Annotated in this window: 5 protein-coding genes; all 5 read left to right on the forward strand. The window is 36.6% G+C overall.

Annotated elements, in window-relative coordinates:
• The first annotated feature begins 482 nt into the window (after nucleotides 1-482).
• The 5 genes from BB050_RS16770 to BB050_RS16790 all read left to right on the forward strand — a co-directional run bounded on the left by BB050_RS16770 (nucleotide 483) and on the right by BB050_RS16790 (nucleotide 12,298).
• The gene (locus tag BB050_RS16770) at nucleotides 483-2,147 is read left to right on the forward strand and encodes a T9SS type A sorting domain-containing protein (protein WP_066035209.1); all 1,665 of its coding nucleotides are present in this window, start codon (nucleotides 483-485) and stop codon (nucleotides 2,145-2,147) included.
• A 12-nt stretch (nucleotides 2,148-2,159) separates the two neighbouring features.
• Nucleotides 2,160-7,490, forward strand: coding sequence for a DUF5977 domain-containing protein (locus BB050_RS16775; protein ID WP_123907000.1), 5,331 nt, complete (start codon nucleotides 2,160-2,162; stop codon nucleotides 7,488-7,490).
• A 14-nt stretch (nucleotides 7,491-7,504) separates the two neighbouring features.
• Complete coding sequence (locus tag BB050_RS16780; RefSeq protein ID WP_083219860.1) at nucleotides 7,505-10,870, forward strand: DUF6443 domain-containing protein; 3,366 nt, start codon at nucleotides 7,505-7,507, stop codon at nucleotides 10,868-10,870.
• Nucleotides 10,871-10,874: 4 nt separating this feature from the next.
• A complete protein-coding gene (locus tag BB050_RS21905; protein ID WP_066034375.1) occupies nucleotides 10,875-11,480 on the forward strand; it encodes a hypothetical protein in 606 nt (201 codons plus the stop codon).
• Nucleotides 11,481-11,638: 158 nt separating this feature from the next.
• The gene (locus BB050_RS16790) at nucleotides 11,639-12,298 is read left to right on the forward strand and encodes an IS1 family transposase (protein ID WP_066034376.1); all 660 of its coding nucleotides are present in this window, start codon (nucleotides 11,639-11,641) and stop codon (nucleotides 12,296-12,298) included.
• The last annotated feature ends 991 nt before the right edge of the window (nucleotides 12,299-13,289 follow it).

Here is a 13,289-nt window from a genome sequence, read left to right on the forward strand (position 1 = left end):
TTGAGTCTTTTATTTGACTAAACAGGACTCGGACCAATTTTCCCTGAAAACACCGGTGGTTTTTATTTTAAAAAAATGAAACGAGATTTTTCGAACCACAAAAAAAGCCGAGAAATCTAGATTTCTTGGCTTTTAATTTTTACTTAGTAGCCTTAACGGGACAATTTTCGAACCGTTTTCATGATGGCCTACTAAAAATAAATGGCTGATGCATTAATTTTGCCGTAGCCGATTACTCAATCAAATTATTTTGGAAGCCGCTTAGCGCCTGTTTCTTTTAATATTTTCTTTTATTGATTTATCAGTTTTCTTTTGTGATTTTTAAATTATCTTCTTCCAGAGTAAAAATAAGCTACAGCAAGCATTCACCTTTCAGGTTAAACAAAAGTTAATTCTTTACGGAAAGACGTAAAGAACTTTGATTTCATTGTTTTATTTTCGCCCGCATTATAGTAACAATCTCAAATTTATAAAGAATGCGTATGCGGAAACTTTACCTGCTTCTACTTTTTTCTGTGTCATCTATTAGCTATTCTCAAGATATTCTTTGGGAAAAGTCATATGGAGGCACGCATGCTGACTACCTTTTTGATGCGCAGTCGACTGCTGATTATGGATTTATTTTAGCCGGAAGTTCGCTTTCGAATAAAACAGGAAACAAAGCAGATGACAATCATGGCGATTTGGACTTCTGGGTCTGGAAAATGAAAGAGAATGGAGAATTGGACTGGCAGAAAAGCTTTGGTGGCTCTGGTTTTGATTTTCTCCAAAGCATTAAAAACACCAGAGACGGCGGGTTTATTCTTGCTGGGACTTCCAGTTCTTCAAAGGGTTTTCAGAAAAAAGACCATTGTAAAGGCCTGGCTGATTTTTGGGTCATAAAACTAAACGCTGCTGGAGACGAGCAATGGCAGCGAACCATAGGAGGCAGCGCCCAGGATGAACTGCTGTGCGCTTTTCAGACGAGAGATGGAGGCTACATTTTAGGGGGCTCTTCAAGTTCAAGCCCAAATCCAATTTCAGCTTCAAAACTAGACGAAAATTCATTTGCAGCAGATATTTACTCTAAATCTGAAAAGTGCAGAGGGAGTATGGATTACTGGATTGTCAAATTAGACAAAGATGGCGTGATCCAATGGCAGAAAACCTATGGAGGCCAATATTCAGATATTTTGAGAAGCATGGAACAGACTTCTGACGACGGTTACATTCTTGCAGGATATTCTAATTCTCCTGTTTCGGGCGATAAAACAGAAGCACATAGAGGTGTTGGGGATTATTGGGTCTTAAAAATAAATGACAAAGGTGTAATCCAATGGCAGAAAACCTATGGCGGGGATGGTGATGACCAGCCTTATGCAATTCATCAGACCAAAGATGGAGGCTATATTTTGGGAGGAAATTCTAACAGCTCTAACGCCTTGACAACAGAAGGAGGAATCGTTTCTAACGGAACAGATTACTGGGTTCTTAAACTTGATAAGGAAGGGGGAGTGCTATGGAGCAAGACTTTTGATTTTGGAAAAGTGGATATCTTAACATCATTAGTTGAAAATGAAGACAGCACCTATTTGATTGGTGGGCATGCACGCAACTCACGCCCTAAATCTGGAGGCGGCAGTCTAGTATCAAAAGCAGTCGGAATGGTTGCCAAAGAAAAAGACGGCATAAACGATTACATAGCTTTAAAGATTAGTGATAAAGGTGACGAAATCTGGAATAAAAGCGTAGGAAGCGGAGGAGAAGATATACTTAGAAAACTGATTGAAACCAGAGACGGCGGATACCTTATGGCTGGAACCTCAAATTCAGGCTCTTCCAAAGATAAAAATTCCAATATCGGATCTAATGATTTCTGGGTGGTCAAGTTGAAAGATAAACAGAAGATTGAAAAAGTGAAAGCCAGCATTGAGGCAATTCCTAATCCTGCCTCGACCTATACAAATATTATTATAGGGTATGATTTTGAGGAAGGTACGGCTTCTGTCGTTGATATTTTAGGTCGCACACTGCAGAATTTTTCTATATCGAGCAGGACAGTTCCCGTTGATTTAAGCAGATATGCTGAAGGGGTTTATATTATTGTCATAAAAACAGATGTTAGGACCGAATCGGTTAAAGTAATTAAAAGAAAAACCGGCAAATAGACTTATCGCAACATGAATCATTTACAAATAAAAAAAATACTATTATTTAGAGCATTGGTAATATTAAATATACTTTTTTCGACCCAGTGTATAGGACAAGGAACAACAGATAATACAGATAATTTCTCACCAGATATTATACCTTCTTCACCGGCGGCTGCTAGTTTGGGAACTTATGGAAATATTCCTGTTGGTATGCACACGGGATCTCCAAATGTCAATTTAGAAATATTTACTTTAAAAGAAAACGGAATCACAATTCCGGTCTCTTTAGGATATAGCTCTAATGGAGTTCAGGTTGATGCGGCATCAAAACAGTTGGGAATTGATTGGAATTTAATTGCTGGCGGTGTCATTTCAAGGCAGGTTAATAGCGATGATGATTTTTACACGGCATGGTCAGTACCAGACGAGGCAAAGCTCTGTATTCCTTCAGAACTGGAGCCAATTGCTTTAAATGCCCATCCTCCGCAGAAAGATATTTTTAACTACAGTGCACCCGGAATTTCTGGAAAATTTATTTTGGATGGTGCTAACTCATTTCGTGAGCTTGATGTTTCAGACAACAAAATTGAAATGCTTTTTTATACTAATGCAGATGGCGAAACAGATAGATATTTTAAGATTACAGATGTTAATGGTACGGAGTATTATTTTGGAGAAAATTCAAGCCGAGAGAGCTCTAATAACATAAGTTATTGCGGCAGTTCACCTTCTCCAGCTGGAATGCATGATACGGCTTGGCTGTTGACTAGAATAAAAACGGCTACTGGTCAAGAAGCTTTTTTTAAATATACTTCCAAAACTTTTTCTATCACTACCTATCAGCAGATGGCTAAATCAATTGTTAATTTTAATGCAATGCCTTCTACTGCAAGTGTTGGACAGCCTTGTCGTTTTGTTCAGAAGCATGAAACTTATTTTGTTCAATCAATCGAGCTTAATGATAAAAAAATAGCATTTGAGTATACAGAGCTTGAAACAAATTTTAATTATCAGGAGAGCATGCAGCTGAATAAAATTAAAGTTTATGCAGCAACGAATCAGCTTTTGAAAGCTTTTGCATTCAATTATTATGCAATAGCTCCAAACCCTGCCAGTAAGGGGATGAACACTAACACAAAACTTGATAAGAAAAGATTTTTCTTAAAAAATGTTGTGGAATACGATAATAAGGAAATTAAGAACTTCTTAAAGTATGAATTTGAATACTACAATCCAGAAGGGCTTCCGCCACATAATTCGTATGCTAAAGATGTATATGGCTATTTTAATGACAGGGATAATAAAAACCTAATTTATAATAATCTTCCAGCTCAGGATTTGTTATATACAGTCTTTAAGAATGCAAATACTGCTGACCGATTTCCAAACAAAGACGTAGTTAATTACGGTATGTTAAAAAGCATTATATATGCGACCAAAGGAAAAACGGTATTCACATACGAGCCCAATTCAGTTTATGTATCTAAAACTATTGAGCCTCCAGTTGAAGTAACGCCCGATGGAACAATGGCGATGCCAACTACACAGACAAAAGATTCTCAAGAAATTATTATTCCATTTGCTCAAAGAATAACAATATCGGGAGGAGCTGAAGTGAGTTTCATGGGTGAAGGAATTTGTACTGAAGAGCTCTACCCATCTCATCATAATGCATATGTAAATGTTTCTTTAATCAATAAAGTAACGAATGCTGTAGTTGCATTTTTTAATTCATCTGAGAATCCAAGCATTAATGTACCAATAGAAGCAGGCACCTATTTTATGCGTATTAAATCTAGTGGCCCTTGTATAGAGACATATGCTAATCTTTTTTATAGAAAGACTGAGCCATATACAGTTATGGTAAATGATCCTGTTGCTGGTGTGAGGGTCAGCAAAACTGTGGATTATGATGACAGTGGAGATGATAATAAGAAAGTTACAAAGGCATATTTTTATGGGGATTTAAATTGTTTGGAATGCAGTTCAGGGACATTTGCTATATCGAATCCTAATTTTGTAAGAAACATTGATGTATTTAGAACGGAAACTAAAACAGTTTATACGATGTTTTCTAACGCAAAAATACCTTTGAATTCTTTTACGGGCACTATTTTAGGATATGGAACTGTAGTGGAAAGTATGGGTGAAAACTTTGAAAACGGAGGGATAATTCACTACTATAATAGTGCCTCAGATGAACCATCTATTCCTATGTGCGACGAGTACATTCGTGGGACTCCATATTCTAACGGTTTCCGTGGAGGGTATGAAGTTAAAAATATGACATTCAAAAAATCGGGTAATACTTGGACATTTATAGCGCAAGATGTGTTTGAATATGAGCAGGACGAATCTCGCGATTTTACGGTAAACAACTATACTTCAAGATTGTACTCAACGCTAACGGGTTCAGGAAATACAACTATTACAGATTATTATTATAATTTCAATATCTATGAAACAAGAAGCCAACGACATTATCTCGCAAAAAAAATATCAACTGTTAAGGATGTAAATGGAAATAATCCAGTTATTACAACTACCACCTATAATTATTCTAAACCAAATCATGTGCAACTTGCCTCACAGGTTACAGAAAACTCAAGTTTGGAAACATTAGAAACAAAATATTTATATGCAAAAGATGCAGAAATGGCTTCGGAACCTGCAATCTCAACATTACTTGCAAAAAATATGGTGGGTATTCCTCTTGTGACAAAAAATTATAAAATGGGCAATAAATTATTTGAAAAGAAAACAGAATATGCTTATGATTCTACCACTTCAAATTTATTGCTTCCAAAATACATTTATTCAAACAAAGGGAATGAACCTATTAATGTTAATCAGGATAAAAAAATAACATTTAATAAGTATGATGACAAAGGCAATGTACTGCAGTACACCCCTGAAAGCGGAATGCCAGTGTCCATAATCTGGGGATACAATAAAACACAGCCTATAGCAAAAATTGAAAATGCTTCTTATGACCAAATTGCTTCTTTTGTAACGAATCTCCAGAGTTTGTCAAATGCAGATAATGATAATTGTTTATCAAGCAGTTGTAAGGAACAGATTTTAAGAGAGTCTTTAAATGCTATGAGAGTTTCGCTCAATCAATTTATGATTACAACCTATACTTATAATCCCCTTCAGGGAATTACCAGTATAACGGATCCTAAAGGCATATCTACATATTATGAATACGATTCTTTCAGTAGATTGAAATTTGTGAAAGATAAAGATCTAAATGTACTTGAGAAATATTGTTATAATTATAAAGGTGAGATTATTGATTGCGGTGATAATACATCCAGCAGTGTCATAATTTATAAAAGTGCGCCCTTAAGCGGTTCATTTACAAAAAACAACTGCTCTACAGGAGGTGTGGGCTCAAACGTAACTTTTAACCAGCCTGAAGGAGCGGTAATATCTGAAATTTCACAGGCCGATGCCGATTCAAATGGACTTTCTAAATTTAACTCAGAGGGGCAAATATATGCGAATACTAATCCGGATGTGAAATGCACATTTAGCAGCAAGGCCTACAGCGGTTCGTTTACAAAAAATAATTGTGCTGCAGAAGGAGTTGGAGCAAGTGTGGTTTACAGTCAAGCAGCAGGTTTAGAAACATCAAATATTTCACAGGAAGATGCCGATTCAAAAGGACTTGCTAGATTTAATGCGGACGGACAATATTATGCAAATACTAATCCAGATGTAAAATGCACATTTAGCAGCAAGGCCTACAGCGGTTCGTTTACAAAAAATAATTGTGCTGCAGGAGGAGTTGGATCAAGCGTGGTCTATAGCCAAGTGGCAGGTACAGAAACATCAAATATTTCACAGGAAGATGCCGATTCAAAAGGACTTGCTAGATTTAATGCGGACGGACAATATTATGCAAATACTAATCCAGATGTAAAATGCACATTCAGCAGCATGGCCTACAGCGGTTCATTTACAAAAAATAACTGTGCTGCAGGAGGAGTTGGTTCAAGCGTAGCTTACAGTCAAGCAGCAGGAGTCGAAAAATCTTATTCTTCTCAAGCTGATGCAGATGAAAAAGGGCTTATTAGATTTAATACAGATGGACAGGCATATGCAAATACTAATCCGGATGTAAAATGCACATTCAGCAGCAAGGCTTACAGCGGTTCTTTTACAAAAAATAACTGTGCTGTAGGAGGAGTTGGGGCAAGTGTGGTCTATAGCCAAGCAGCAGGCACAGTAACATCGAATATTTCTCAGGCTGATGCCGATTCAAAAGGTATTGATAGATTTAATGCAGACGGACAGTATTATGCAAATACTAATCCGGATGTAAAATGTACATTCCGTAGCATAGCCTACAGCGGTTCATTTACAAAAAACAACTGTGCTGCAGGAGGAATTGGATCAAGCGTGGCTTACAGCCAAGCGGCAGGTACAGAAACATCAAATATTTCTCAGGCTGATGCCGATTCAAAAGGGCTTGACAGATTTAATGCAGATGGGCAGGCATATGCCAATGCGAACGGCTATTGCACGTTTTACAGTCCCGCATTAAGCGGAAGTTTTACCAGAAATAACTGTTCGGCAGGAGGATCGCCCTCAAGCCTATCCTACAGCCAGCCTTTTGGAGCTGTAACTTCAACTTCTTCACAGGAAGAGGCTAATGCTTTAGGGATTTCTAAATTTAATAGTGATGGACAATCTTATGTTAATGCTAATGGAACTTGCACATATTACAGTATTGCAAGAAATGGATATTTTACTAAAAGTAATTGCACTGCTGGCGGCTCTGGATCTAGTGTCGAGTACTATCAAAGTGCAGGTGCGCAGATATCTTATAACTCACAAGCAGAGGCGGATGGATTAGGAAATATCAAATTTAATATAGATGGTCAGAATTATGCAAATGCTAATGGGACTTGTTTGTATTATAATACAGTTAAGAGCGGTTCTTTTACCAGAAATAATTGTTCTATCGGCTATCAGCCAGGTGCACCAGTAGTTTATACTGTTGCTGCTGGAGCCTTCAGCTCTACTTCTTCTCAGGCTGATGCCGATAATCAAGCTCAGAATTTAGTAAACAGTAATGGACAGAATTATGCCAATGCAAACGGAAGCTGTAACCCAATTGTCTTTAATGCTGAAGGAGAGCAAAATTTTGGCATTAATAGATTGACTATTACACTAACAGCTTCTTCCGCAAATCATAATGGACATACTTTTAATATTGAGATTAATTATGATAATCCAGTAAATGTTAACAAGTACAAAACCTTAACAGCTACATTACTGCCGGGAGAAACTTATAAAGTGGTATCCACATCTGTTTTTGCACAAACTTATGCCATAATAGCATTTTAAAATTCGTAAAAAAAATGAAAAAGTATATACTAATAGTATTCTTGCTGTTTTTTACTAAAACAATTACTGGGCAGACTTTCAGCGATGATAATTTCATCTACACTATTGCACCTAAAAAAGCGGTTAAGCCAGCCAATTTGAATTCGCTTACCAAAGAAGAGATGAATCAAAATGTTAGGTATTTTGATGGTCTGGGCCGTCCTGTGCAGACAAGAGCCGTGGGTCAGGGCGGAAACGGCGGGGATCTCATAACACCTGTAGAATATGACGGATTCGGAAGGCAGGTAAAAGAATATCTGCCTTATGCCACTGCAAACAGTGGAACCAACTATTCTAAAATAGATCCCAATACTGCTTTAAGCTCATCGGCATCATTTTATAGCAGCCTGTATGATGATGGTTCCAATCCATTTTCGCAGAAGGAATTGGAATTATCACCATTAAGCAGGGTTTTAAGACAGGCAGCCCCAGGAGATTCATGGGCAATGGATTCTGGCCATGAAATTAAATTAGACTATCAGGCTAATACAGCAAATGAAGTTAAATTATACAAAGCGACAGCCGCTTGGGATGCTAGTTCAGGTCTGTACGAAATCGGTCTTTCTGATGCTGGGACTTATCAGGCAGGAGAGCTGTTCAAAACCATTACCTATGATGAGAATACTGCGCCTGGATCAAATGTTGGTACAGAAGAATTTAAAAACAAGGAAGGGCAGATTGTATTGAAACGCACCTATAATGGAGGGGACAAGCATGATACGTATTATGTCTACGATATTTATGGAAACCTTACTTACGTGATTCCGCCAAAGGCTGAAGGAAATATTGATTACGATGTTTTAAATGGCTTGTGCTATCAGTATAAGTATGATAATAAAAACCGTGTGGCAGAGAAAAAGCTTCCGGGAAAACAATGGGAATTTATCGTTTATGACAAATTGGACAGGCCTGTTGCAGCAGGGCCTGCATTTTCTCCTTTTAAAGACGAAACTGCCACAGGATGGATTATTACCAAATATGATGCTTTCGGCAGGCCTATATATACAGGCTGGAGCAGCCAGGCCTCTAATTCAGCGGCGAGAAAATCTCTGCAGGATGCCCAGAACGCTGCGGCGGTTTTATTTGAAACAAAGCAGGCTTCTGGAACGATTGACGGAATCGAAGCGCATTACAGCAATGTTATAACTCCGACAAGCTTTAAGCTTTTAACCGTTAATTACTATGATGACTATGCCTTTCCAAACGCACAGGCTCTTCCATCTTCAATAGAAGGGCAGCCTGTCTTAAATAATGTAAAGACACTGGCAACAGGAAGCTGGACAAGGGCCATTTCAACACCGTCTTCTACTGCGGGAGAAACCAGCACGATATTCTACGATGATAGGGCAAGACCGGTAAAAAACCACCTTCAGAATCATCTGGGAGGCTACACCTCAAGTGAAAGCAAGCTTGATTTTACCGGGAAAACGCTTTATACAGTAACAAAACACAAAAGGACTTCCGGCAATCCGGAGATTGTGGTAAGAGAAGAATTCACCTATTCGCCTCAAGACCGTCTTCTTACGCATACGCACCAGATAAACGGCGGAGCAGTAGAGCTTTTGGCAGACAACACCTATGATGCCTTAGGGCAGCTGGTAAGCAAGAAAGTGGGCAACAGCGCTGGCAGCCCGCTTCAGAAAGTAGACTTTGAGTATAATATCAGAGGCTGGCTGAAGGAAATCAATAGAACGGCCAATCTGCAGCAGGATACCGATCCTGCAGATTTGTTTGCCTTCAAGATCAATTATGAAACCGCACAGACTGATATTTCAGATGTAAGGGCGCTATACAACGGAAACATTTCAGAAACATTCTGGAAAACGGCTTCAGACTTAAATGAAAGGGCTTATGGCTATAAGTACGATAACCTAAACCGTCTGACCAATGCCATTTATGAAAAGAACGGCCTGACTACAAGCGCCTATGACGAAAATCTGTCTTACGACAAAAACGGAAATATTAAAACATTGAGCCGTAAGGGAGACTATGATCCTCAAGTGGGCAATCTTGATATAGACGATCTGGTCTATACGTATCCAGCCAACTCAAACCAGTTGTCTAAAGTTGCAGATAATTCCAACAACAGCAGCGGATTTAATGATGTCAATAAAACTGATGATGATTACAGCTATGATGATAATGGAAATATGATTGCCGATAAAAACAAAAATATCACCAGCATCACTTACAACCATTTAAACCTGCCAAAGAAAATAACATTTGGAACAACGGGAAGCATTGAGTACTTTTACAATGCCTCTGGGCAAAAACTGGAAAAACAAGTTACCGAAGGCACTGTTACAGTTGTTACTGATTACTTGGGAGGTTACCAGTACAAAGACAATGTTCTGGAGTTTTTCCCGACGGCAGAAGGGTATGTAAAAAATACGGCAGGAGCGCTTTCGTATGTTTTCCAATACAAAGACCATTTAGGAAACGTACGTGTTAGCTATGCTAAAAACCCGACAACACAGGTTCTTGAAATTATTGAAGAGAATAACTTTTATCCTTTTGGATTAAAACATAAAGGGTATAACGATTACCTGCCGTCAGCTAATAAGTACAAGTACAACGGCAAAGAGCTTCAGGACGAGAATATTGGAGGCTCTCAGCTTAACTGGTATGATTATGGGGCGAGAAACTATGACCCTGCACTTGGACGTTGGCTAAATATCGACCCGCTGGCGGAACAGATGAGAAGATGGTCACCATATAACTATACCTTTGATAATCCAATGAGATTTACTGACCCTGATGGTATGGGACCAAATGATATTATAATTTGGGGTTCAGCTGAATATAAGCAAACTGCACTAAATGATTTACAAAAACTTACTAATGACAAATTAACTATTTCAGAAGATGGTAAAGTAACTATTGAACAAAAAGGAGGCAGTAATGCAGATAAGACACTCTCTGCCGGAACAGATTTAATATCTAGTTTGATAGAGTCCCCTAAAACCACCACAATTGAGCAGTCTTGGGGAGAAAATAACACTAAGCCAGACAGTGGTCTTGATAGTATTCTTAATAAAGATGGTTCTCCAGGGCCAGGAACAGATTCTACTGTAAAATATAATGCAAATGGGAAAGGTGAAGGCATTGTTAATGCAGATGGGACAAAAGGAAGACCTGCATTTATTGGACTTGGGCATGAATTAGCTCATGCTAAACAAAATGCCACAGGAACTCGAGATGTAGCGCTTGATCCATTAAAAGTTGATCCTGATGTAGGGGATGTAGGACAATTGACCAAAGGCGAAATAAAAGTAAGAGAAAATGAAAATGAAATACGAAAAGAACAAGGAGTAATTGAAAGGAAAATACCATATAACTAAAAAAATGAAAAAGTTTTTTTGTCACATACTAGTAGTGCTAATATTATGTTCATGTGGGCATTACATAAATAATAGAAATAAAAATATTGATATTTTTTTTAGGGATTGGAATATTGCTATTTCCAATTCAATAGTCTTACAACAAGAGTCTGTAAGTGATGAACATCAAAAATTTTTATACAAGAACAGATTGGAAGCATTCAAAGCACAAATAAGAGTTACAAATGACAATCAACTCAATAAAAATGAGATCCGTTATAAATTTATAAAACAATATTTTACTGAGTTTGGACAGAATACATTTTATATTATTGAAGCTAATGAATCTGGTGAAAGGAGGAATATCATATCCTACGTTGTATTTCCTGATAGTATTTCAAAAATAATTAAATATAAATATGAAAATGCAAAATGGGAAAAAATAAAAGAAAAAGAGATTGGTAAAAAATTTGAATTTGATAAAAATAAATACGTTACAAAATTTGGAGAGGGAAAAAATGAGAATGATGTTATTGTTACTCATGTTGAAAATAAAAGAATTATAAGTTCAGATTACTTTCTTTTGTTAACAATGAAAGAAATTGATATTTTGGGTAGTGTTTCAGATTAGGTGTTTTTATAATTTAGCAGCTTAGCAGGCTGAAAAAAAAAGATTAAATTTTAATTATTGAATAGAAAAGAGACGGCCAGCAGGTCGTCTCTTCCGTTTTTTGTCTTTTAATAAGCTTCAAAATGCTTTTGCCTTGCCTTAGTGTTTCAAATTAGGTCATGAAAATAAAATGTAATTTTTGCAATGGTAAATGCATAAAGAATGGATTTCAATCTAACGGTAATCAGCGTTATAAATGTACTATTTGTCAAAAACGACAGCAGATTAACTATAGGTATAACGCTTACAAAGGAGATACCAATCAGGAAATAGTGCTGTTGACCAAAGAAGGTTTGGGAATAAGGAGCACGGCAAGAATACTGAAAATATCAACGACAACCTTATTGAAAAGAATTGTCTGCATTGCGAGGAATATAACAAGACCAATTGTCAGCAGAGGCAAAACTTACGAAGTAGATGAACTGTGCACTTATATCAGACACAAGAAAAATTATATCTGGCTGGTTTATGCTTTGGAAAAGAATTCTAAAAATGTGGTTAGTTTTAATGTTGGCAAACGAACCAATAAAACTCTGAATCGTGTTTTGGAAACTCTGAAATTGGCAGAAGCAAAAAAGATATTTACGGACAGGCTTAAAAACTACAGGTATTTAATTGATAAGAAAATGCATTCAGTAAAATGTTTCGGGACAAATCATATTGAAAGAAAGAATCTGACACTGAGAGCACATCTGAAAAGGCTCAACAGACGTACAATCTGTTTTAGCAGAAGTTTAGCTGTTTTTACTGCTGTTTTGAAGATTTATTTTTGGATTTGAATTTGAGTCTTTTTATTTGACTAAACAGGACTCGAACCAATTTTCCCTGAAAACACTGGTGGTTTTTAATTAAAAAAAATGAAACGAGATTTTTCGAACCACAAAAAAAAGCCTGAGAAATCTAGATTTCTCAAGCTTTACCTTTTTTATAGTAGCGGGAACGGGACTCGAACCAATGTTTTTTGCTCGTGATCTTAGATTGCTGCAATAAAGCTTTCTTTCTTTCTTTCTTTCTTTCTTTCTAAAGATTTTTTAATTGCGATTTTGGCCGGCGATGCTAAAATTGATCCGGTTAGCTTATTTGTTTAAATGGATAAACTGTTTAATAGTTAGTTAGTTAGTTAGTTAGTTAGTTAGTTAGTTAGTTAGTTAGTTAAGTTAGTTAGTTAGATTAGTTAGTAGTTAGTTAGTTAGTTAGTTAGTTAGTTAGTTAGTTAGTTAGTTAGTTAGTTAGTTAGTTTAGTTAGTTAGTTAGTTAGTTAGTTAGTTAGTTAGTTAGTTAGTTAGTTAGTTAGTTAGTTAGTTAGTTAGTTAGTTAGTTAGTTTAGTTAGTTAGTTAGTTAGTTAGTTAGTTATTTAGTTAGTTAGTTAGTTAGTTAGTTAGTTAGTTAGTTAGTTAGTTAGTTAGTTAGTTAGTTAGTTAGTTAGTTAGTTAGTTAGTTGAAGACTATTTTCATTTTTGATTTTGCAATTAAAGGGGAGAACGAGATACTTTTTATGGCATAATGACTTAAGCTAATTCTTTTACTGTGTTTTATTGTTGATTTAAAAATTTAAATGTACCAATTCTGATCCTGAGATTTTGATACTATAATTAGGACAGACGAATTATAATGGAAGGAAATTTGTTTTTTTGTACATTTGTTTGATCTACTTAGGTTAAATGTTCTCTTGAAAAACTAGCTATTTTACCAAATGATCGGACAGATAACAAATGATGTTTTTGTAAGACTTTATTTTGTAAAATTTGTACCTTATTTGTACCTCGACA

Origin of the sequence: Flavobacterium anhuiense, assembly GCF_001705175.1 — a bacterium.
In the GTDB taxonomy this organism is placed as follows: domain Bacteria; phylum Bacteroidota; class Bacteroidia; order Flavobacteriales; family Flavobacteriaceae; genus Flavobacterium; species Flavobacterium anhuiense.